Source organism: Roseateles sp. GW835-FHT13E02 (genome assembly GCF_058794035.1).
The window spans coordinates 14930-35586 of record NZ_JBXAGJ010000003.1 but is presented as its reverse complement, the minus strand read 5'-3'; the positions used below and the strand labels follow the sequence as shown (position 1 = coordinate 35586).

Here is a 20657-nt window from a genome sequence, read left to right as displayed (position 1 = left end):
GGTGATTGGAAGCCCCAGCCTAGCGCAAACCCGGATACAGGCGGCTACACTGCGCGCCAATTGGGGCCTGGCTTTGCGGGCTCCGCCCCCACAGCCCCCGAGGAGCCGCCATGACCGAGCGCAAACCCATGACCTTGCAGCGCCTGCTGGACATGCATGCCAGCGGCGACAAGATCGCCATGCTGACCTGCTACGACGCCGCTTTCGCCACCTTGCTGGACGAAGCGGGCGTGGACGTGCTGCTGGTCGGCGATTCCCTGGGCAATGTGCTGCAGGGCCAGAGCAGCACTGTGCCGGTCTCGCTGGACGAGATGGTCTATCACACCCGCTGCGTCGCCCGCGGCCGCAAGAGCGCCTGGGTGATCGGTGATCTGCCCTTCGACAGCTACCAAAGCTCACCCCAGGAGGCCTGGAAGAGTGCGGCTGCCCTGGTCAAGGCCGGCGCTCACATGGTCAAGCTCGAAGGCGGCGGCTGGACGGCGCCGGTGGTGCGTTTTCTGGTCGAGCGCGGCATCCCGGTTTGCGGCCATCTGGGCCTGACGCCGCAGACCGCCACCATGCTGGGCGGCTACAAGGTGCAGGGCCGCGAGGAAGCGGCCGCCGCGCTGATGAAACAGCAGGCGCGCGAGCTGGTCGAGGCCGGCGCGCAGATGCTGGTGCTGGAGATGGTGCCTTCCGCCCTGGCGGCCGAGCTGACGCAGAGCCTGGGCATCCCGGTCATCGGCATCGGTGGCGGCGTGGCCTGCTCGGGCCAGGTGCTGGTGCTGCACGACATGCTGGATGTGACCCCGGGCCGCCGCCCGCGTTTCGTCAAGAATTTCATGCAGGGCGCGGCCTCGGTGCAGGACGCGGTGCTGCGCTACGTCGCCGCGGTCAAGGCCCAGACCTTCCCGCAGGACGATCTGCACGGCTACTGAAGCCCCGTTTTTCTCTTTTTGCCCGAACCCCATGCAAGTGATCCACACCACCGCCGAGTTGCGCCAGGCCCTGGCCGCGCAGCCGCGCCGCGCCTTCGTGCCCACCATGGGCAATTTGCACGAAGGGCATCTCGATCTGGTGCGCCAGGGCCGTGCGGCCGTGGGCCCTGATGCCCTGGTGGTGGCCAGCATCTTCGTCAACCGCCTGCAGTTCGCGCCGCACGAGGACTTTGACCGTTACCCCCGCACCCTGGCCCGCGATGCCGAGCTGCTGCAGGGCGCCGGCTGCGACCTCGTCTTCGCGCCCGACGAGGGCGAGCTCTACCCCGAGCCGCAGGGCTACAAGGTCCACCCGCCGGCCGAGCTGGCCGACATCCTGGAAGGCCATTTCCGCCCGGGCTTTTTCATCGGCGTCTGCACCGTGGTGGCCAAGCTCTTCAACATCGTCCAGCCCAGCCTGGCCCTGTTCGGCAAGAAGGACTACCAGCAGCTGATGGTGCTGCGCCGCATGGTGGCGCAGATGGCGCTGCCGATCGAGATCCGCGCCGGCGAGACCACGCGCAGCGCCGAGGGCCTGGCCCTGTCCTCCCGCAACGGCTACCTCAGCGATGCCGAGAAGACCGAGGCCCTGCGCCTGAGCCGCACCCTGCGCGAGCTGATCGCCCGCTGGCAGGCCGGCGCGCGCGACCTGGCTGCGCTGGAAGCCGAGGCCCTGCAAAGCCTGCGAGATGCCGGCTGGCAGCCCGATTACCTGACCCTGCGCTGCCAGCATGACCTCAGCCCCGCCCGCGAGGGCCAGGCCCTGGTCGCCCTGGGCGCGGCCAAGTTGGGCACGACCCGGCTGATCGACAACCTCGAGCTTTGACGGCCGCGCCAGGCGCAAGCCCGGCCATCGACCGAGGTCGCCCGTGCTCCGGGTTCCCTCGGTTTTTTTGTGAGTGCGAAGAGTGGGATAATTTCCCACTACTGTTCGCAGGTCGCCCGTTTTCGGCTTTTTGCGCCGCAGCGGCGTGGATACTGCGAGCGCTTCGAGGCAGTCCCTTTTGTTTTTCTCTCCCCCTCTCTCTTCTCTCCCCCTTTCAGCTTTCTGTTTTGAATTGAACCCAAGCACGCAAGCGAGCCCCTGATGAACACCTCCCTGTCTTCCTCCACGACTCTGATGTCCGCCAAATCGGCCCTGACGGCCGCCAGCCTGGGCCTGATGGCTCTCTTGACCGCCTGTGGCGGTGGTTCTGACGGTGGCGATACGCCCGCGCCCAAGCCGAAACCGAACCCGGTCACCACCCCGCCGACCACCACCTGCAGCGCCGCCGGTATCGCCGCCTCCAAGGCCAGCACCGCTGCCGCCACCGTCTGCATGCTGACCAGCAAGGGCGAGATCGTGGTCGAGTTGGAAACCGTCAAGGCGCCCATCACCACCGCCAACTTCCTGGCCTATGTGAAGAGCGGCTTCTACAAGGACACCATCTTCCACCGCGTGGTGCCGGGTTTTGTGGCGCAGGGCGGCGGCTTCGTCTCCGGCGGCGCGGCCAAGGCCGGCGCGCTGGCGCCCATCGCTCTGGAGAACCAGAACGGCCTGTCCAATCTGAAATACACCATCGCCATGGCCCGCACCAGCGCGGTCGATTCGGCCACCAGCCAGTTCTACTTCAACACCGTGGACAACAAGAGTCTGGACTACAGCTCCACCGTGGCCGGCAAGAACGGCTATGCCGTGTTCGGCCGCATCATTTCGGGCAAGGAAACCGTGGACGCCATCAATGCCGAGCCCCAGCTCTACACCGGCGCCGACATGACGGCGACCGAAGTGCTGCTTTACTGGGCCACACAGCTCAAATGAGCTGACTTTCACCCGCAAGGGTAAGCAGTTGTCAGCGCCGTCGGCGGCGCTGCGACCGAGCGCGTTGAGCAGGCACCTTGTTCAGGAGTCTTGCCTCATGCGCTCTTTTGTTTTGCGCCTGGCCGCCGTGGCCACCCTGGTGACCTTGACCGCCTGCGGTGGCGGTGGCGGCGATGGCGACCATTACCGCCCGGACCCGGTGCCCGTGCCGGTGCCCAACCCGAACCCGCGCCCCAACACCAACAGCTGCAGCAACGAGGGCCTGTCCAAATCGGCCCAAAGCCGCTACGCCACCGTCTGCATGCTGACAAGCAGCGGCGAGATCGTCTTCGAGCTCTACACCGAGTACGCGCCGGCCACCGTGGCCAATTTCCTGCGCTATGTGGCCGATGGCCACTTCAACAACACCTTGTTCCACCGCGTTGAGCGCGATTTCGTGATCCAAGGCGGCGGCTACACAAGCGGCATGTACGAGCGCCGCGCGACCTATGGGCCGGTGCCGCTGGAAAGCAACAACACCCTGGCCAATCTGCCCGGCACCCTGGCCATGGCGCGGCGCAGCGAGCCCAACAGCGCCACCAACCAGTTCTTCATCAATGTGAAAGACAATCCGGGCAATGACTACAAGAGCCCGACCCAACCTGGTTACGCCGTGTTCGGGCGGGTCATTTCCGGCATGGCCACGGTCGAGGCCATCAATGCCGTGCCCACCTACTACTACGCCGATGCCGATGTCTCGCGGCCGCGCCAGGAAGTGCTGATCTATTGGGTGCAAAGACTGCAGTAAGCCCCTCGCCGCCCGCGGCCCTGAGCCTGGTGCGCATGCGCCTGCAATGGAGCCGCGCCGAGCTGGCCGCCCTGCTGCGACGCTGGGCGGCTTTTCTCGCGGTGGTGGCCGCCGTGCTGGGCAGTTTCATCAGCACCCTGATCGGCTGGCCGGCCTTGCCCCTGTTCTGGGCCATGCAGGCCGACACACCGCCCACCTTGGCCCTGGCCGCGCTGCTGGGCCATGCCCTGCCGGGCTTGCTGCTGGCTTGGGGCTTGCGCGAGGCCTTGCTGCCGGCCCGTTGGATTCCGTTTGAGCGAGCGCTGCCGCTGCGGCGCACGGACATCTGGCGGGCCGATCTGGGCGTGCTGGCCTTGGCCCTGCTGCCCTGGGCCCTGCTCAACCTCATTTCTTTCGCCGCATGGCGAGCGGCCAGCCCGGCCTGGATGCAGGGCTTGTGGCTGCAGGCCTTGTTGGGCTTTGCCTTCTCCCTGCTGCTCTCGGCCGGGGGCGCGCTGGCCCTGATGCAGCATCGCCGCCGCCCCGGAGCACCCGCCCGGCGCGCACATGCAGCGCCACAGGCCTCGCGCCGTCGGGCCGTGTCGACCTGGACCGCCTTGCTCTGGCTGCCGCTGTGGCGCGGCCCGGCGCGGCCGGTGCTGCATGGATTGCTGGCTGCGCTGCTGGCTTTGCTGCTCTGCCTCGTCGCGGCCTGGCACTTTCCGGTTCATGCAGCCTGGGCGCTGGCCTTCTCCACCTTGCTGACCCAGGGCTTCTGCGCCCGGCTGCAAGCCCAGGCGCGGCAGTGCTACGCGCCGCTGCAGGCGGCCAGCGCCATGCTGCCTGTGTCACCCCAGGCCTGGTCGCTGCGCCTCTATGCCCTGGCCTTGCTGCCGGCGCTGCTGGCCTGGCTCAGCTGGGTGCTGCTGCTGGCGCAGGGCCCCTGGTCGCTGGGGCCGCGCGCCACGCCTGCTTTCTTTGTCGCCGCCCTTGCCGCGCCCGCCTTGGCGCTCTGGCGCCCCGAAAGCCTGAGCCCCGAGGCGCGCGCCGGCCGTTGGCTGCTCAGTTGGGGCATCTGGGTTGCCCTGGCCAGTGAAGTCATTGTCTGAAACCATGCCCGACGCTCCTCATCCCACCGATTTCCGCCTGCAGGTCCGCGCCCTGAGCTTTGCCTACCCCGGCCAGACGCGGCGCGTGGTCGACCTCTGGAGCCAGGACTTCGGCCCCGGCCTGGTCTGGCTGCGCGGCGCCAATGGCACGGGCAAATCCACCCGCCTCAAGCTGCTGGCCGGCGCGCTGGCGCCGCAGTACGGCAGCGCCGAGCTGCAGGGTTGCGATCTCTTGCGGCAGCCCTTGGATTACCGGCGCCAGGTCGCCTTTGTCGGCGCCGAGCCGCCGCCGTTTGAGCATCTGAGCCCGAGCGAGTACTTCGGCTTTCTGAGTGGCTTGTATCCGCGCGCCGACGTGACGGACTGGCAGCAGCACATCGAGGGTTTCGGCCTGCAGCCTTTTCTGGGCCAGCCGCTGCGCAGCCTGTCCACCGGCACGCAGCACAAGGCCGCGCTGGCGGCGGCCCTGGCGCTGAACACGCCCTTGCTGCTGCTGGATGAGCCGCTCAACGCGCTCGATGCCGCCTCGCTTGCGCATCTGCGCCAGGTCCTGGCCCGGGCTGCCGAGGCCCGCGACCGCCTGTTGCTGCTGGTCAGCCATGAGGAGCTGGGTGTGGCGCCGAGCGCCAGCGTCGAACTCTCAGCCTGAAGGCTTGATCTGGGACAAGGCCGGAGCGGCGGGCGCTGGCTAGACTGCCGCGCCCCTGCCTTCCGCCCCGACCGAGCCCCGCCATGACGACGCCACCTCTTGCCGCCCCCGAACTGCTGCTGCCCGCGGGCGACCTGGAGCGCATGCGCGCGGCCTTTGATTTCGGCGCCGATGCGGTCTACGCGGGCCAGCCGCGCTACTCCCTGCGCGCGCGCAACAACGATTTCAAGCTCGAGAACCTGCAGATCGGCATTGCCGAGGCGCATGCGCGTGGCAAGAAGTTCCTGGTTGCCAGCAACATCCTGCCGCACAACGGCAAGCTCAAGAACTACCTGGCCGATATGGCGCCGGTGGTGGCGATGAAGCCCGACGCCCTGATCATGGCCGACCCCGGCCTGATCATGATGGTGCGCGAGCGCTGGCCCGAGCTGCCCATCCACCTCTCGGTGCAGGCCAACACGGTCAACTACGCCGGTGTGAAGTTCTGGCAGAAGCAGGGATTGAAGCGAGTGATCCTCTCGCGCGAGCTGAGCCTGGACGAGGTGGCGCAGATCCGCCAGGAATGCCCGGACATGGAGCTGGAGGTCTTCGTCCACGGCGCCCTGTGCATCGCCTACTCGGGCCGCTGCCTCTTGTCGGGCTACTTCAACCACCGCGACGCCAACCAGGGCACCTGCACCAATGCCTGCCGCTGGGATTACCAATTAGGCGCCGCCTTCGAGGACGAAGCCGGCCAGGCGCAGCCGATTCAGTTCGACTTTCACAAGGCCGTGCAGCAGGCCGATCAAGACTTCGCCGCGGCCGGCGGCACGGCTCGCCATCCGCTGGCCGATCGCACGTATCTGATCGAAGAATCGCAGCGCCCCGGTGAGCTGATGCCCATCCAGGAGGATGAGCATGGGACTTACATCATGAACTCCAAGGACCTGCGTGCGGTCGAGCATGTGCAGCGTCTGGTCGAGATTGGCGTCGACTCGCTCAAGATCGAGGGCCGCACCAAGAGCCGCTACTACGTCTCGCGCGCCGCCCAGGTCTACCGCCGCGCCATCGACGACGCGGTGGCCGGCCGGCCTTTCGACCCGGCCCTGCTGGGCGAGCTGGATGGCCTGTCCAACCGTGGCTACACCAGCGGCTTCTACCAGCGCCACCGCAGTCAGGACTTGCAGAACTACCTCGACGGCCACTCCAAGGCCCGGCGCAGCCAGTTCGTCGGCGAGGTGGGGCTGATTGGCGCCGATGGTTGGGCGGCGATCGAGGTGAAGAACCGTTTTGCCGTCGGCGACCGGCTGGAGATCATCCACCCCAGCGGCAACCGCGAGATCACCGTGCAGGCCCTGCGCGGCCGCGAGGGCGAGCCGGTGCAGGCGGCGGCCGGCAATGGCGTGCAGGTCAGCCTGCAGCTGCCGGCCGAGCTGCAGGGCGCCCTGATCGCGCGCTTGCTGGCGCCCGGCGAAGTTGCTTGAACCCAGTCAGAGCGGTTCACAAAGGCCAGCGAAGCGGTTCTGGCTAGGCGGATCCGGCGCAGGCAGTACGGTTTGTACGACCAGCCGGGCCAACGACGCCAGAAGGCCTTTGTGAGCCGCTCCTATCTGCCGACGGCGTGCAGCTGCGCGCCGTTGATGCTGTAGACCAAGCCATCGGGCCCGGCCACGGTGGGCGTGTAGGCCTGGCCGATGCCAGCGTTGAGCTTGACGCTTTCGCTGAAACGGTTGTTGACGAAGTCCCAGCGGTAGAGCACACCGTCCTCGTTGTTGACCAGGGCTGATTGGCCTTTGACATCGATCACCGCGGTGTTGACGCACCACTCGCGCACGCCGCCAGGCGTGTCGGCATCGGCGGTGGGACCGACGATGGTCAGCACCTCCTTCATCACCGTGACGCTTGCATTGATCGGGTCGGTCTGGCTGGCTTGCGGGTCCAGCACCGCCATCTTGTTCTGGCCGTCGCCGCTGCCGATGCCGTAGTAGTTGTTGTACTTGACCAGCAGCAGATAGCTGGAGGCGCCGGCATAGCTGGGCACGGCGCCGGCCGGCACGATGGAGGGCGTGTCATCCCAGCCGAAGGAGCCGGGGGTCTTGAGCTGGCTCAGATCGGCGTTGAAGTGCAAGAGCCAGCCGCGGCCGTTGTGATCGGTGCGGGTGTTCTCCAGCACGCCGTAGAAGACATCGCCATCGGGGCCCACGGTGGGCGAGGCGGTGGCGCTGTCGCTGAGGCGGGCCGGCAGATCGGTGGCCGGGTTGATCAAGCGCTGCTTGGCCTTGAGCGCCAGCGTGCTGGCGTCCAGGGCCAGCAGGTAACCGGTCTGCATGCTGGAGATGGCCGGGTCGCTGTTGACGGCGATGTAGAGCGTCTTCTCGTCCAGCGACAGGGCCGGCGCCGCGTTCATGGCGGTCTGGAACATGGCCGCGTCGCCGCTGAGCTCGGCGGCCGATTTCCAGAGCGCCTGGCCATCGGCCGCCAGGCGCACGATGCCGCCCTTCAGGCCACCCGGCGCGCCGGCCTTGGCGGTGAAGCCGAAGAAGACCGTGCCCTGGCCGTCCAGGGTCAGCGGGGTGTTGATGCGCAGCTTGTCGCGGTAGTTGGCGCTGTCGGCCTCGAAGGCGGCATTGCCGTAGAAGGCCAGGGTTTGGACCGTGCCGCTGGCGCTGTCCACGCCATCGCGGATCAGCAGCCGGCCGCCGGCCGCCGGGGCGAACAAGCGGCCCTTGACGTCCAGGGCGATATTCCAAGACGGCGTCCAGCTGCTGGCCGGCAGCAGGTAGTCGCTTTTCAGGGTCCAGAGCAGGCTGCCGTCGCTGGCTTTGCGTGCCTGCACCTCGAAATCGCCGACGCTCGTGGTCTTGACCGGCACCAGCACCGTGTTGCCGCCCGAAATCACCGGCGTGCCGTAGTGGATCAGCAGAAAACCACCGGCGCGGTAGGGCGGGGCCAGGTCCACCGGTGTGCTCCAGACGATGCGCTGCAAGGGTTGGGTGGCGATGCGCGTCTGTGCCTGGTGCTGGGCGTTGCCGCCATAGCTGGCCCAGAAAGGCGCGCTGCCGGGGCTGGGGGCTGGGGGTGTGGGCGCAGGAGGGGTGGGGGCCGGTGGCGTGGGTGCAGGCGGCGTGGGTGCAGGCGGAGTGGGAGCCGGAGGTGCGGGCGTGGGGCTGGGCGGCGGCACCGGTGCTTCGCCACCCCCACCGCCGCCACCGCAGGCCTGCAGCAGGCCAGCCAGGCTGGCGCCGAGCAGGATCTGGCGCCGCTGCGGGCGAGGGCAGGGGGCGGGCTCGACCAGGGGCTGGCGGTCGTTCGGCATGCGGTCGGTCATGGTGGGCGCAGCGGGCAAGTCAAGATGAAAAGGGAGCGGAGGCCCGGCAAGGGCCGGCACTGCCGCAGGCCGAGCGGCCATGACAGGCATTGGACGCGGGGATGCGCCACCTGGCCCCGGGTGAATTCCCTAGTCAGCCCCTGGGGGGCCTAAGCTCGACAATCAGCAGCATGCATGCCGCTCAATCCTTCAACTCCTGGCTTCGGCAGCGCTCCGCGCTGGCGTTGAGCCTGGTCTTGTTGCTGGGCTTGTCTGCCTGCGGCGGAGGTGGCGGGGGTGGAGCTTCGCCGACGGGCTCACCGACCGGGGCGGCCAGCAGCCCCGGCACGCCGGCCTCTTCGCCCTCCGCCAGCAAGCCCCTGAGCTTGCAGGCCCAGCTGGGCGAGAAGATTTTTCACGACCGCAACCTCAGCGGCTCTGGCCGCATGTCCTGCGCCACCTGCCACGACCCGGCCTTCTTCCACGGGCCGCCGAACACGCTGCCGGTGCAGGTGGGTGGCGCCTTCGAGACGGAGTTCGGCACTCGTGCCGCGCCTTCGCTGCGCTATCTGGAGACCTTGCCGGCCTTCAACGGCACGCCGCAAACCCTGGTGGCCGATCTGCGCGGCGGATTGATGGCCGACGGCCGGGCCGACAGCCTGGCCGCCCAGGCCAAGCTGCCCTGGTTCAATCCGCGCGAGATGGACAACGGCGATGCCGCCACCTTGGCGCGCAAGCTGCGCGCTGCCGCCTACGCCAGTGACTTCGGCCGCGCCTTTCCGCCGGCCGCCGGCGCCTCGGCCCCGGACGACGACAGCCTGGTCACCCAGGCCAGCCAGGCCCTGCAGAGCTTTCAGATCGAAGATCCGCGCTTCCACCCCTACGACTCCAAGTTCGATTGGGTGCAGCAGGGGCGGGCGCAGTTCAGCAATGCCGAAGCGCGCGGCCTGCGTGCCTTCAACGACACCCAGCGCGGCCATTGCGCCAGCTGCCATCCCTCGTTCAGCCTGAACAATCAGCCCATCCATTTCACCAATTTTGCTTACGCGGCCCTGGCCGTGCCGCGCAACCGGGCGCTGCAAAGCACGGCCGATGCGACGGCCTTCGATCTGGGCCTGTGCCAATCACCCCATGCCGCCGTCAAGGGGCGCAACGAGACCTGTGGCTTCTTCCGAACCCCGGGCTTGCGCAATGTCGAGCACCGCCCGGTGTTTTTTCATAACGGCAGCTTCACCAGCCTGGAGCAGGTGCTGCGCTTTTACGCCACCCGCGACACCGACCCGGCGCAGTGGTACCCGAGCGTGGCCGGCCAGGTGCAGCTCTACGACGATCTGCCGCTCCACTTGCACGCCAATGTCGAGCGCAACGCGCCCTTCGGCCCGCGGCGGACGATGAGCGATGCCGACATCGCCGACATCCTGTGTTTTCTTCGCACCCTCAGCGACGGCTACACCGGGCCGGCCACACCGCCTTCTCCCGGCTGCAGTTGATCGGCTGCAATTGATCGGCAGCAGCTGATGGCTTGATCGATCGGCCGAGTGCCGCGGGCCGCCATGCCGGGCAGCGCTGCAAGTCATTCGCATTGCGTATGGCGCCGCCGCTGAACCGGCGCGGCAGCCAGAATCGCCGCATGAACATCAGCAACAGCACGGGCCAGTCCGCCGCGCGGCCCCGGGTCTTGATCATCGGTTGCGGCTTTGGCGGCCTCGCCGCCACCCGCGCCCTGGCCGGCGCGCCGGTGGACATCACGGTGATCGACCGCAGCAACCACCACCTGTTTCAGCCCTTGCTCTACCAGGTGGCCACGGCCGGCCTGTCGGCGCCCTCGATTGCCGCGCCCATCCGCCACATGCTGCGCGGCCAGCGCAATGTGACCGTGCTGATGGCCGAGGTCTGCGGCATCGATCGCCAGCAGCGCCAGGTCCACCTGACCGATGGCCAGAGCCTGGGCTATGACTACCTGATCGTCGCCGCCGGCGCCACGCACAGCTATTTCGGCCGGGACGAGTGGGCCGCCCATGCGCCGGGGCTCAAGACGCTGCAAGACGCTTTTGCCCTGCGCGCCCGCGTGCTCAAGGCCTTCGAGCAGGCCGAGAGTTCACCCGACCCGGCGCAGCAGCGCGCCTGCCTGAGCTTTGTGGTCATCGGCGCCGGCCCCACCGGGGTCGAAATGGCCGGTACCCTGGCCGAGATCGCCCGCCACACGCTCAAGAACGAGTTCCGCCGCATCGACCCGGCCAGCGCCCGTGTGCTGCTGCTGGAGGGTTCACCGCGGGTGCTGCAGGCCTTGCCGCCCGAGCTCTCGGCCAAGGCGGAGGCGCAGCTGCGAGCCCTGGGTGTCGAGGTGCGCACCGGCTGCCGCGTGGTTGGCATCGATGCGGGCGGGGTGGAGGTGCAGACGGGGGAGGGCGCGGTGGCTGCAACAGAGCGCATCGCCGCCCGCACCGTGGTCTGGGCGGCCGGCGTGGCCGCCTCGCCCCTGGGCCGCATGCTGGACGTGCCGCTGGACCGCGCAGGTCGTGTGGTCGTTGACGGCCGGCTCAACATCCCCGGCCATCCGGAAGTCTTTGTCATCGGCGACCTGGCCGCCGCCCAAAGCCGGCAGTCCGATGGCCGCACGCTCAAGCCCGTGCCCGGCGTCAGCCCGGCGGCCAAGCAGATGGGGGCTTACGCGGCAGCGCAGATCCTGCAATCGCTGCATCCACTGCAGGCGCCACAGGCTCAGGTTTTGCCGCCCTTGCCGGCCGATGCGCCCGGCGCATTTCGCTACCGCGACTACGGCGCCCTGGCCACCATCGGCCGCAAGGCGGCCGTGGCCGATCTGGGATTCCTTCAGTTCTCGGGCTACTTCGCCTGGCTGTTCTGGTTGTTCGTCCACATCTACTTTTTGATCGGCTTCCGCAACCGCCTGGTCGTGCTGATGGACTGGGCCTGGGCCTACTGGAGTTTCCAGCGCTATGCGCGTGTGGTGGCGGAGCCAGTGGATGCGGTGCAGAAGGCCGGTGGCTGAATCTGCAGGGCGCACGGCGATGTGCAGCGGAAGCGGCACGGCCGTTTCAGTCCCCGAGAATCCTGGCTGACATGGCGGTGATGGTGCCGCCCTTGAAACGTGGATGGGGTGTATGCGAAGTTCAAACGCAGCCGTGAAGCGAGTTTCCAGTGCCCTGCTCCTGGCCTGTTGGATGGGGAGTTCGCTCGTGCAAGCTCAGGAAGCGGGGGCCAAGTCCGCTCGCCAGGCTGCCTGCGAACGCGACAGAAGCGAGTCTCGGGCGGAGCTTCAGACCAGTTATCAGGCCCAGATGGAGGTGTGTAGTCGGCAGATGAAGAGCACCTTGGGCTACCTCGGCGAGCAGGGCGAGCAGTTCCTGTACGAGACCGCAGGCTGGGGCACAGGGAATTGCGCCAGCCGATTGACCCGGGATTTCTTGATGATGAACGAGGTGTTCGACAAGCGGCGCGATGCCTGCCTGCTGGCTGCCAGCAAGGACTGAGTCAGTTCGGCCGAACATGCCAATGCGGCAGCCACATGGCTGCGCGCCGCCCTCGATCAAGCCTTGAGGAACTCCGCCTTCGAGCCCAGCCAGCGTGCCACCTGGCGCTGCGCGGCCTCGGGGTATTTGTCCAGCAGCTGGGGCGCCAGGCGGCGGGCGGCTTGCAGCAGCAGGGAGTCTTCCTGCAGGTCGGCAAAGCGCAGCAGCTCGGCGCCGCTCTGGCGGGCGCCCATGAACTCGCCGGGGCCGCGGATGTCCAGGTCGCGGCGGGCGATCTCGAAGCCGTCGTTGGTTTCGGCCATGGCGCGCAGGCGCGATTTGCCGGTGTCGGACAGCGGGCCGGTGTAGAGCAGCACGCAGACGCTGGCCACCGCCCCGCGGCCCACCCGGCCGCGCAGCTGGTGCAGCTGCGAGAGGCCGAAGCGCTCGGCATGCTCGATCACCATCAGACTGGCATTGGGCACGTCCACGCCGACCTCGATCACGGTGGTGGCGACCAGCACGCTCATCTCGCCGCCCGAAAAGCGCGCCATCACGGCGGCCTTCTCGGCCGGCGGCATGCGGCCATGCAGCAGGCCCACCTCGAAGCCCGGCAGCGCGTCGACCAGCTCCGCATGGGTCTCGGTCGCATTGTTCAGGTCCAGGGCTTCGCTCTCTTCGATCAGCGGGCAGACCCAGTAGACCTGGGCACCACCGGCCACCTCCTGGGCGATCTTCTCGATCACGTCCTGGCGTTTGCCATCGGCGAAGACCTTGGTGACGATGGGCGTGCGGCCCGGGGGTAACTCGTCAATCGTGCTGACCGCCAGGTCGGCGAAGTAGGTCATGGCCAAAGTCCGCGGGATGGGCGTGGCGCTCATCATCAGCATATGGGGTTCGAGGTCCATCGCAGCGAGCTTGCGCCGCAAAGCCAGGCGCTGCGCCACGCCGAATCGGTGCTGCTCGTCAATGATGGCCAGGCCCAGGCGGGCGAACGTGACCTTGTCTTCGATCACCGCATGGGTGCCGATCACCAGCTGGGCCGCGCCGCTGGCCGCGGCGTCCAGCATCTTTTGGCGCGCCTTGCCTTTTACGCTGCCGGTCAGCCAGGCCACTTGCAGGCCCAGGGGCTCCAGCCAGCCGATCAGCTTCTTGAAATGCTGCTCGGCCAGGATTTCGGTCGGCGCCATCAGCGCGCATTGCCAGCCGGCATCGATGGCCACGGCGGCCGCCAGGGCCGCCACCACGGTCTTGCCCGAGCCCACATCGCCTTGCAGCAAGCGGTGCATCGGCTGGCCCAGGGCCAGGTCTTGCGCGATCTCTTCGCTGACCCGCTGCTGCGCCCCGGTCAGGCCGAAGGGCAGCACGGCCAGCAGGCGCTCGACCAGGCCGCCCGGCTTGGCGCGCAGGGCCGGTGCCTTCAGCAGGGCGCGCTCGCGCTGGGCCTGCATCTGGCTGATTTGCTGGGCCAGCAGCTCCTCGAACTTGAGCCGCTGCCAGGCCGGGTGGCTGTGGTCTTCCAGTGTGCCCAGGCGGGCCTGCGGCGGCGGGTGGTGCAGAAAGTTCAGCGCGTCGCGCAGCGGCGGCAGGCTGCTGGGCACCGTGCCCTGGGGCAGCAGCTCGCGCAGATCGGCGCGCTGCAGGCCCGAGGCGATGGCGCGGCGCAGGTAGGTCTGCGGCAGGCCGGCGCTGGCCGGGTAGACGGGCGTCAGCGCCTCGGCCAGCGGGGTGTCGGGCTGCACGGCCTTGAAGGTCGGGTGCACCATCTCGCGGCCGAAGAAGCCGTGGCGCAGCTCGCCGCGCACGCGGATGCGCTGGCCCACGGCCATGCTTTTCTGGTGCGAGGGGTAAAAGTGGATGAAGCGCAGCAGCAGATCGCCGGTTTCGTCTTCCAGCCGCACCAGCAGCACGCGCCGGCCGCGCGTCTCGATGCGGCACTCGATCACCTCGCCTTCGCATTGCACGGTGTCGCCTTCGCGCGTGCGGCCGATGGGCGTGATCTGGGTCTCGTCCTCGTAGCGCAGCGGCAGGTGCAGGGCCAGGTCGATGTCGCGCAACAGGCCCAGCTTCTCCATGGCCTTCTGCGGCGCGGACTTGGGCTTGGCGGCGGCGGCAGCGGCAGGCGAGGGACGAGGAGGGGCCGAAGCAGGCATGGGCGGGATTTTGCCCTGCGGGCAGAGTTCGAAACCCGGCCGGGGCGTTGGGCTGCTGCGGGGCGCTGGCATCTGCATGTTCATCAAGCCTCTTCGGAGCTCATGACCGGCAACATAATGGTGTTTTCGTTCGGTGCCACGGGCTGCCTTTCGGCCCTGGGGCCCCTGTGCTCGGCGTGCGGTTCGAATACTGTATGAAAATCCAGTTTATCAGCAAGATCGTCAGCCCGATGTGCCGCAGCCAGGATGCTTGCAAGAGCGCGGCCGCGCGCTCGGCCATGAGGCGCTCCGGGTGAACGCCAGACACCCCGATCGCCAGGACGAGCTGCAGGCCATCGTGCGCAGTTCGCCTTGGCTGATGCGGGCGCTCCGTGCCGCCCGCGATCTGGGCCTGCCCCAGTGGTGCATCGGCGCCGGGGCGCTGCGCAATCGGGTCTGGGACCATCTGCATGGCCACACCGAGCCTTCGCGTCTGGCCGACGTGGACCTGGTCTATTTCGATCCCGAGGAGCCGCCGGGCTTGGAGGCGAGGCATCAGGCGGCCCTGGCGCGCGCCTGTCCGGATCTGCCCTGGGAGCTGACGAACCAGGCCCATGTGCATCTCTGGTTCGAGTCCTGCTTCGGCCATGCCGTGGCACCGCTGCGCTCGCTTCAGGACGCGGTCGCCTCCTGGCCCGAGTTCGCGACCGCGGTGGCCGTGCGCCTGGAGGTCGACGATACGCTGACCGTGATCGCTCCCTACGGATTGGACGACCTTTTTGCCATGCGCATTCGCCGCAACCCGGCGCGGGTCAGTGTCGGAACCTTTCGCCAGCGGGTCGCGCAGAAGCAGTACGCGCAACGGTGGCCACGGGTGCAGATCGAGGATGCGGAATGAGCCCGCTTCAGCATTCCATGACCGAGTTCCTGCGCTTCACCGCGCCTGACCCTGAGGCCCATGCGCGCAGCCTCGCCGCCTTGCGCGAGCAGCTGGCGCTTCTGCAGGCCCGTGCCGAGGCCGGTGGGGCCGTGGATGAGATGAGCTTGTTGGAGGTGGTGGCCGATCTGGCCGGACTCTTGATCACGGCCCGCCACGAGGACGAAGCCTTGCAACTTCTGCAGGCGCATGAGGCCCTGGCCGAGGCCGCGAGCCACGCCTCGCCCGTGCTGCACGAGGCCCTGGGCTGGTTCTGGTGTGCCTACGCCACCGCCTTGCAGTACCTGGGCCAGCGTGCCGAGGCGGAGCCCATCTTCGCCCGCACCGTGGTCTTGTGCGAGGCCGGCGGCTGGGCGCGCTTGCGTGCCATGGCACTGCAGCATTGGGGCCGCAGCCTGGTGGAGCAGGGGCGCTTCGACGAGGCGGAATCGCGCTTCCACGAGGCCCTCGCCTTGCGTGTGCAGCTGCAGGACCCGAGGCAGGCCACCACGCGCGAGGCGTTGGCGCTTTTGGCGCAGTTGCGCGATCGGGCTTGAGCGGCCCCTCATGATCTCGGACGACCTGCTGGCCCGCCTGGCCGCACCCATCGAATCCCCCCGCCTGTGGCTGGAGCCCCTGCGTGCCACCCACGCGGCCGAGCTGTTTGATGGCTTGCAGGAGCCCGAGCTCTACCGCTGGATTTCCATGGACAAGCCCGAAAGCGTGGAGGACCTGGCCGCCCATTGGCGAATGCTGGAGGGCCGACGTTCACCCGACGGCCAGTTCGCCTGGCCGATCTGGGCCTCGCGGCGCAAGGCCGATGGGCGTTGCCTGGGTCGGCTGGATGCCGAGATCGATGCGCAGCTGAACGCACCCAATCTCGGCTACTACCTGCTGCGCCCCGCCTGGGGCCAGGGTTATGCCAGCGAGGCGGTGCAAGCCACCACGGCGTCGCTGGGCGAGCGCGGCGTGCGGCGCGTCGTCAGCACGGTGACCGTGGGCAATCTGGCCTCGGCACGGGTGCTGCAAAAGGCTGGCTTCGCTTTCGATCGCATCCTGAATGACAACGACTGCATCGACGGCGTCATGCACGACGACGAGGAGTACGTCTGGACTGCGGACGCGCTCTCAGCGCCCGCTGCTTGAGGAGCCGGCCGCCGCTTCGGGCTTGAGCCCCGCGCGCTGCGCCCGCAGATGCCGGGCGATGTTGACAAAACTGTCCACCCAGAAGCGTTCCGGGTGGGCCGCCAGATGCTGGAGCAAGGCCTGGTGGGCTTCCTTGGAGACACTCAGATGGTCGCCGCCGATGCCGTGGAAGGTGAGGCTGGCCAGCGTGCCCTGAGCGGCGGCCTGCTCGACGATGGCGATCAGCTCGGCACCGCTGCTGCCCACGGGGCCGGCCGTGGGCACATCGGCCAGGTCCAGCGTGGCCAGTGAGGGAACGACCCCGCCCACGCGAGTCTTCATGGCCAGAAACTCCCCCGCCACGGCTGGGAGGTAGGGCTTGCCGCCGGCCAGTGGATCCGTGCAGGGGGCGGTGTAGGTGCGCTGGGTCTGGCCGTCGATGGCATGCAAGTAGGCATTGGCCAGCTGCACCTCTTCCAGCATCTGGGCCACGCTGATCTTGTCGAGATTGCGGTGCGGCGCCACCCAATCGCGGCCGGGCGCCGAGCGGGAGCAGGGGTGGAACAGGGTGTGGTTGCCCAGTTCATGGCCCGCGGCCGCGGCACGTCGCCATTCCGGCAGGCGTTGCCGGACGACCGGGCTGGCCAGGGTCAGGTAGAAAGTGGCTTTGAGGCCCAGCGCGTTCAGCGCCGGGATGGCGTGGTCGAGCTGGCTGTCCAGGGCGTCGTCGTAGGACAGGCTGACCGCCGCCCGGGCGCCGCCGGGCCAGCTGAAAGCCGGGCTGAGTGCCTGGGCCCAGCTACCGGCACTGCTGCCGAGTAAACAGGCCGTCAGCAGCAGGGTGCGCAGCCGGGCCGGGACGAGGGCCTGGTGAGACGGGGTCTTCATGGGCTTCATCATCATGCGCATCCGATCGCGGGAGGGTGGGTCGCACCCGACGGGCAGCCGGGCTCAGCGCGGCGATGATACGCAGGGCCTGGCCCCTGCCGCCTTGTCGTGCCTTCACGCTTTGCAAAACCTTGACCTGGACGCCGCCCTTCCTCTCATGACTCCGCGCCCCCAAGCCAACTCTGTCGACACGCCCGAGCTGCGCGCACCGTTGCCGATGCGCCAGCTCGATGTCCGCCACGCCGTGGCCTTGTGTGTGGGCATGGTGGTGGGGGCGGGCATCTTCAAGACCTCGCCCATGGTGGCCCAGGCCTTGTCGGGGGACGCGGCCTTGCTGGCCGCCTGGGGCTTGGGCGGCCTGCTGTCCTTCATCGGCGCCCTGTGTTTTGCCGAGCTGGCGGCGGCTTTCCCCGACCCCGGTGGCGATTACCACTTCCTGCGCCGGGCCTATGGGCACCGCCTGGGCTTTCTGTTCGCCTGGTCGCGCTTTGCCGTCATTCACACCGGCTCCATGGCCTTGCTGGCTTTTGTCTTTGGCGACTATCTGGCCCAGGTGCTGGATCTCAGCCCTTGGTTGGGCCACCACGCCAGTGCGGCGCTGGCGGCCGGGCTGATCGTGCTGCTGACGGTGCTGAACCTGCGCGGCGTGCGAGTGGGCCTGGGCACGCAGCTGGGGCTGCTGGCCGTGGTGATCGTGGCCCTGCTGGCGCTGGCCCTCGGTGCCGGCAGCCAGATCCTGGCGGGGCAGGCCGCGCAGGCGCCCGCCTTGCCGGGCCAGGCGACCCGCCACGATTGGGGCATGGCCCTGGTCTTTGTGTTCCTGGCCTATGGCGGCTGGAGCGATGCGGCCACGCTCTCGGCCGAGATGCGCGACCCGCAGCGCGGCATCGTGCGTGCCCTGCTTTGGGGTCTGGGTCTGGTCACCGGCCTCTACCTGCTGGCCAACTGGGCCTATCTGCAGGTGCTGGGCCTGGAGGGCCTGGCGCGCAGCGAGGCGCCAGCGGCCGATCTGATGCGAGCGGCCTTCGGTGCGCCGGGCGAGTTCCTGATGGTGGCCCTGGTCAGTCTGACGGCGCTGTCGGTGATGAACGCCATCTTCATCGCCAGCCCGCGCACCACCTACGCCGCCGCCCGGGATCTGGCGGCCGAGCTGCAGCTGGCCCGCTGGGACCCCCAGCGCGGCACACCCACCGCCGCCGTGCTGGCCACCGGCGCCGTGGCCCTGGCCCTGGTGGGCATGGGCGCGCTGACGCGCGACGGCTTCTCGACCCTGGTGGACTACCTCTCGCCCGTCTACTGGGCCTTCATGAGCTTGAGCGCCCTGGCGCTGATCGTGCTGCGCCGGCGCGAGCCACTGGCGCCGCGGCCCTTCCGGGTGCCGCTCTATCCCTGGCTGCCCCTGGTGTTTGCGGCCAGCAGCCTCTATTTGTTCGGTGCCAGCGTGCTCTACGTCAAGGCCGGCGCCCTGGTGGGCCTGCTGGTCCTGGCCCTGGGCCTGCCCTTGCTGGTGTGGCGCCGTGGTCCTGCGTCGGCCTAGCATCGAATTCACACGGATTTTGAAAGGGTTTGACCGGGCTGCTGCAGGTGCAGAGCCGGCTTAGCCTTGGGGTATGAAAGACCTGCTGTTTCCTGAGCCCCCGGCTGCAGCCGAAATCGAGCGTCTGGACCAGGTGCTCAGCGAGCGCCAGAGCGCATGGTGGGATGCGTTCTATGCCCGGCGCGCAGGCCGGTCGGTGCCCTTCTTTGGGCGCGCGCCTGATGAGAGCCTGGCGGCCTGGGTGGAGGCCGGAGACATCCAGCCCGGCCCCGCCCTCGATCTGGGCTGCGGCAACGGCCGCAACACGGTCTACCTGGCCCAGGCCGGCTTCGCCGCCGAGGGTGTGGACTACGCCAGCGAGGCCATCGCCTGGGCGGGCCAGCGCGCCCAAGAGGCCGGCCTGCCCAGACTGCCTTTGACGGCCTGTTCGGTCTTTGATTTGCAGCGGCCCTTGGGTCACTACGCCCTGGTCTGTGATTCCGGTTGCTTTCACAACCTGCCACCCCATCGGCGCGCGCTGTACCGGGACCGGCTGCTGGCCTGGCTGCGCCCGGGCGGTGTGCTGGCGCTGTGCTGCTTCCGGCCCGAGGGTGGCAGCGGCCTCAGCGATGCCGAGGTCTACGAGCGCGGCACCTTGGGAGGCGGGCTGGGCTACGACGAGGATCAGCTGCGCGGCTTCTGGGGCGCCACGTTTGACATTGAATGCCTGCGGCCCATGCGTGCCCAGGCCCCGGGCAGCGCGCTGTTCGGCGCCGAGTGTTTGTGGGTCATGCGGGCGCGCAAGCCTCAGGTCTGAGCCGGGTCTGAGGGTCGGGGCGCGGCGTTGGTCTCCATGTAGGCTGCGTCGAACAGGGCGCAGCCGCCTTTTCCGTTGCGCTTGACGGTGTACATGGCCAGGTCGGCGCGTCGGCGCAGCAGGCCGCTGTTGTCGCCATGGTCGGGGTACAGGCTGATGCCGATGCTGCAACCGATGTGCAGCTGGGCCTCGGCCGTGTCGATGGGGGCGGCCAGTGACTGGACCAGCTTCTCGGCCACGGCGGTGGCGGCCTGCGCGTCGCTCAGCTCACTCAGCACCACGAGAAACTCATCGCCGCCGATGCGGGCCGCGGTGTCGCGCGCGCGCAGGGCTTGCTGCAGCCGCCGCGCCACCTCTTTCAGCACCGCATCGCCGGCGGCGTGGCCGTGGCGATCGTTGGCGTCTTTGAATCCGTCCAGGTCGATGAAGAGCAGGCCGACGCGGGCCCGGCTGCGGGCCGCGGCGTGCAGCGCCATGTTCAGCCGATCGGTGGCCAGGCTGAGGTTGGGCAGGCCGGTCAGGGGGTCGTGGATGGCTTGCTGGGCGATCAGATCGCGCTGCCGCTGCAACTCGGCCAGCATGCCCAGCAAGGCTTGGCGGAAGGAGACCAGGGCCGTCAGCACCAGGGCTACCACGGCCATGGTGGTGAGCAGGGTGGCCAGCCAGGCGCTGGGCGTGACCATATAGTGCTGCGGGTCGAAGGACAGGCGCAGCATGCCGCTGGAAAAGCCGGCTCCGACCCCGCTCATCAGCAGCACCGCGGCCAGCACGCCGAGCAGGGCGACCCGGGGCGGGTAGATCAGGGCCATCAGCATGCAGCTGACCAGCAGCCAGAGCAGGCCGGTGCCCAGCAAGCCCAGTGACACCAGGGCCGCCATGCCCACGCACCAGAAGATGCTGTTGAGGATCAGGCCCTTGAGGCGCCAGCTCAGCCGATGGCGCTGCGAGTGCAGCGCCAGGTAGCCCAGACCGATGGCCAGGAACAGGCTGTAGAGGGGCAGCCAGCCGGTGCTGAAGGCGCGGGTGAGCGAGGCCGGCACGCCGATCAAGGTGATCCACAGCCCGCCTTGCCAGATGTTCTCGATCAGGGCGGCGTGGACCTCGTCCAGCTCGGCGGCCTGGGTGGGGGTGGCGGGAAGCAGGGCTCTCAGCCAGCGCATGGATGCACTCCTCGGGGTGGTCCGGGCCATGCTAGCGCCGGAGCTCGCCAAGGTGCAGAGGGAATG

Annotated in this window: 19 protein-coding genes; 15 read left to right on the top strand and 4 right to left on the bottom strand. The window is 68.6% G+C overall.

Going from position 1 to position 20657, the window contains the following annotated elements:
* Window positions 1-110 precede the first annotated feature (110 nt).
* The 7 genes from panB to trhP all read left to right on the top strand — a co-directional run bounded on the left by panB (window position 111) and on the right by trhP (window position 6744).
* Window positions 111-917 carry a 3-methyl-2-oxobutanoate hydroxymethyltransferase gene (gene panB / locus AC1Q6P_RS03585; protein WP_492663277.1) on the top strand — a complete coding sequence of 269 codons (807 nt, stop codon included), beginning with the start codon at window positions 111-113 and terminating at the stop codon, window positions 915-917.
* 31 nt (window positions 918-948) lie between these two features.
* Window positions 949-1782 carry a pantoate--beta-alanine ligase gene (gene panC, locus AC1Q6P_RS03580; RefSeq protein WP_492663276.1) on the top strand — a complete coding sequence of 278 codons (834 nt, stop codon included), beginning with the start codon at window positions 949-951 and terminating at the stop codon, window positions 1780-1782.
* Window positions 1783-2043: 261 nt separating this feature from the next.
* Window positions 2044-2757, top strand: a complete 714-nt coding sequence (locus tag AC1Q6P_RS03575) for a peptidylprolyl isomerase (RefSeq protein ID WP_243392837.1) — start codon at window positions 2044-2046, stop codon at window positions 2755-2757.
* Window positions 2758-2854: 97 nt separating this feature from the next.
* Window positions 2855-3544 carry a peptidylprolyl isomerase gene (locus tag AC1Q6P_RS03570; RefSeq protein WP_223696624.1) on the top strand — a complete coding sequence of 230 codons (690 nt, stop codon included), beginning with the start codon at window positions 2855-2857 and terminating at the stop codon, window positions 3542-3544.
* Entirely contained in the window at window positions 3523-4632 is a 1110-nt protein-coding gene (locus AC1Q6P_RS03565) for a hypothetical protein (RefSeq protein WP_492663275.1), read from the top strand. Before AC1Q6P_RS03570 ends, AC1Q6P_RS03565 begins: the two co-directional genes overlap by 22 nt.
* A gap of 4 nt (window positions 4633-4636) precedes the next feature.
* Window positions 4637-5281, top strand: a complete 645-nt coding sequence (locus tag AC1Q6P_RS03560; protein WP_492663274.1) for an ABC transporter ATP-binding protein — start codon at window positions 4637-4639, stop codon at window positions 5279-5281.
* Window positions 5282-5364: 83 nt separating this feature from the next.
* Window positions 5365-6744, top strand: a complete 1380-nt coding sequence (gene trhP / locus AC1Q6P_RS03555; RefSeq protein ID WP_492663273.1) for a prephenate-dependent tRNA uridine(34) hydroxylase TrhP — start codon at window positions 5365-5367, stop codon at window positions 6742-6744.
* Between the two features lie 122 nt (window positions 6745-6866).
* On the opposite strand, the gene AC1Q6P_RS03550 is transcribed toward trhP, so the two are convergent.
* Window positions 6867-8588, bottom strand: coding sequence for an SMP-30/gluconolactonase/LRE family protein (locus tag AC1Q6P_RS03550; RefSeq protein WP_492663272.1), 1722 nt, complete (start codon window positions 8586-8588; stop codon window positions 6867-6869).
* Between the two features lie 170 nt (window positions 8589-8758).
* On the opposite strand from AC1Q6P_RS03550, the gene AC1Q6P_RS03545 reads away from it, so the two are divergent.
* From AC1Q6P_RS03545 to AC1Q6P_RS03535, 3 genes are all read left to right on the top strand, one after another.
* Window positions 8759-10057, top strand: a complete 1299-nt coding sequence (locus AC1Q6P_RS03545; protein WP_492663271.1) for a cytochrome-c peroxidase — start codon at window positions 8759-8761, stop codon at window positions 10055-10057.
* Window positions 10058-10197: 140 nt separating this feature from the next.
* A complete protein-coding gene (locus tag AC1Q6P_RS03540) occupies window positions 10198-11577 on the top strand; it encodes an NAD(P)/FAD-dependent oxidoreductase (protein WP_492663270.1) in 1380 nt (459 codons plus the stop codon).
* 310 nt (window positions 11578-11887) lie between these two features.
* Window positions 11888-12058: a hypothetical protein gene (locus tag AC1Q6P_RS03535; protein WP_492663269.1), complete on the top strand. Its 171-nt coding sequence runs from the start codon at window positions 11888-11890 to the stop codon at window positions 12056-12058.
* Window positions 12059-12114: 56 nt separating this feature from the next.
* Here the strand turns inward: AC1Q6P_RS03535 and recG are convergent, their stop codons facing one another.
* Window positions 12115-14190, bottom strand: a complete 2076-nt coding sequence (gene recG, locus AC1Q6P_RS03530) for an ATP-dependent DNA helicase RecG (RefSeq protein ID WP_492663268.1) — start codon at window positions 14188-14190, stop codon at window positions 12115-12117.
* Between the two features lie 250 nt (window positions 14191-14440).
* Between recG and AC1Q6P_RS03525 the strand changes: the two genes are divergently transcribed.
* From AC1Q6P_RS03525 to AC1Q6P_RS03515, 3 genes are read left to right on the top strand one after another with little or no spacing between them, the layout of a single operon-like run.
* Window positions 14441-15067, top strand: a complete 627-nt coding sequence (locus AC1Q6P_RS03525) for a nucleotidyltransferase family protein (protein WP_492663267.1) — start codon at window positions 14441-14443, stop codon at window positions 15065-15067.
* The gene (locus AC1Q6P_RS03520; RefSeq protein ID WP_492663266.1) at window positions 15064-15642 is read left to right on the top strand and encodes a hypothetical protein; all 579 of its coding nucleotides are present in this window, start codon (window positions 15064-15066) and stop codon (window positions 15640-15642) included. The genes AC1Q6P_RS03525 and AC1Q6P_RS03520 overlap by 4 nt, the downstream gene beginning before the upstream one ends.
* A gap of 10 nt (window positions 15643-15652) precedes the next feature.
* Window positions 15653-16231: a GNAT family N-acetyltransferase gene (locus tag AC1Q6P_RS03515; protein ID WP_492663265.1), complete on the top strand. Its 579-nt coding sequence runs from the start codon at window positions 15653-15655 to the stop codon at window positions 16229-16231.
* Here AC1Q6P_RS03515 and AC1Q6P_RS03510 read toward each other — a convergent pair.
* The gene (locus AC1Q6P_RS03510; protein ID WP_492663264.1) at window positions 16214-17098 is read right to left on the bottom strand and encodes a polysaccharide deacetylase family protein; all 885 of its coding nucleotides are present in this window, start codon (window positions 17096-17098) and stop codon (window positions 16214-16216) included. The two genes, AC1Q6P_RS03515 and AC1Q6P_RS03510, sit on opposite strands and share 18 nt — an antisense overlap.
* A 157-nt stretch (window positions 17099-17255) precedes the next feature.
* On the opposite strand from AC1Q6P_RS03510, the gene AC1Q6P_RS03505 reads away from it, so the two are divergent.
* Entirely contained in the window at window positions 17256-18635 is a 1380-nt protein-coding gene (locus tag AC1Q6P_RS03505) for an APC family permease (RefSeq protein WP_492663263.1), read from the top strand.
* A gap of 73 nt (window positions 18636-18708) precedes the next feature.
* The gene (locus AC1Q6P_RS03500; protein ID WP_492663262.1) at window positions 18709-19431 is read left to right on the top strand and encodes a class I SAM-dependent methyltransferase; all 723 of its coding nucleotides are present in this window, start codon (window positions 18709-18711) and stop codon (window positions 19429-19431) included.
* On the opposite strand, the gene AC1Q6P_RS03495 is transcribed toward AC1Q6P_RS03500, so the two are convergent.
* A complete protein-coding gene (locus AC1Q6P_RS03495; RefSeq protein ID WP_492663261.1) occupies window positions 19422-20591 on the bottom strand; it encodes a diguanylate cyclase domain-containing protein in 1170 nt (389 codons plus the stop codon). The two genes, AC1Q6P_RS03500 and AC1Q6P_RS03495, sit on opposite strands and share 10 nt — an antisense overlap.
* Window positions 20592-20657 lie beyond the last annotated feature (66 nt).

Excerpts from the sequence above, each read along its gene's own strand:
- panB (WP_492663277.1), top strand. The coding sequence starts at position 111 with ATGACCGAGCGCAAACCCATGACCTTGCAGCGCCTGCTGGACATGCAT.
- panC (WP_492663276.1), top strand. The coding sequence starts at position 949 with ATGCAAGTGATCCACACCACCGCCGAGTTGCGCCAGGCCCTGGCCGCG.
- AC1Q6P_RS03575 (WP_243392837.1), top strand. The coding sequence starts at position 2,044 with ATGAACACCTCCCTGTCTTCCTCCACGACTCTGATGTCCGCCAAATCG.
- AC1Q6P_RS03570 (WP_223696624.1), top strand. The coding sequence starts at position 2,855 with ATGCGCTCTTTTGTTTTGCGCCTGGCCGCCGTGGCCACCCTGGTGACC.
- AC1Q6P_RS03560 (WP_492663274.1), top strand. The coding sequence starts at position 4,637 with ATGCCCGACGCTCCTCATCCCACCGATTTCCGCCTGCAGGTCCGCGCC.
- trhP (WP_492663273.1), top strand. The coding sequence starts at position 5,365 with ATGACGACGCCACCTCTTGCCGCCCCCGAACTGCTGCTGCCCGCGGGC.
- AC1Q6P_RS03550 (WP_492663272.1), bottom strand. The coding sequence starts at position 8,588 with ATGACCGACCGCATGCCGAACGACCGCCAGCCCCTGGTCGAGCCCGCC.
- AC1Q6P_RS03545 (WP_492663271.1), top strand. The coding sequence starts at position 8,759 with ATGCATGCCGCTCAATCCTTCAACTCCTGGCTTCGGCAGCGCTCCGCG.
- AC1Q6P_RS03540 (WP_492663270.1), top strand. The coding sequence starts at position 10,198 with ATGAACATCAGCAACAGCACGGGCCAGTCCGCCGCGCGGCCCCGGGTC.
- AC1Q6P_RS03535 (WP_492663269.1), top strand. The coding sequence starts at position 11,888 with ATGAAGAGCACCTTGGGCTACCTCGGCGAGCAGGGCGAGCAGTTCCTG.
- recG (WP_492663268.1), bottom strand. The coding sequence starts at position 14,190 with ATGCCTGCTTCGGCCCCTCCTCGTCCCTCGCCTGCCGCTGCCGCCGCC.
- AC1Q6P_RS03520 (WP_492663266.1), top strand. The coding sequence starts at position 15,064 with ATGAGCCCGCTTCAGCATTCCATGACCGAGTTCCTGCGCTTCACCGCG.
- AC1Q6P_RS03515 (WP_492663265.1), top strand. The coding sequence starts at position 15,653 with ATGATCTCGGACGACCTGCTGGCCCGCCTGGCCGCACCCATCGAATCC.
- AC1Q6P_RS03510 (WP_492663264.1), bottom strand. The coding sequence starts at position 17,098 with ATGAAGACCCCGTCTCACCAGGCCCTCGTCCCGGCCCGGCTGCGCACC.
- AC1Q6P_RS03505 (WP_492663263.1), top strand. The coding sequence starts at position 17,256 with ATGACTCCGCGCCCCCAAGCCAACTCTGTCGACACGCCCGAGCTGCGC.
- AC1Q6P_RS03500 (WP_492663262.1), top strand. The coding sequence starts at position 18,709 with ATGAAAGACCTGCTGTTTCCTGAGCCCCCGGCTGCAGCCGAAATCGAG.
- AC1Q6P_RS03495 (WP_492663261.1), bottom strand. The coding sequence starts at position 20,591 with ATGCGCTGGCTGAGAGCCCTGCTTCCCGCCACCCCCACCCAGGCCGCC.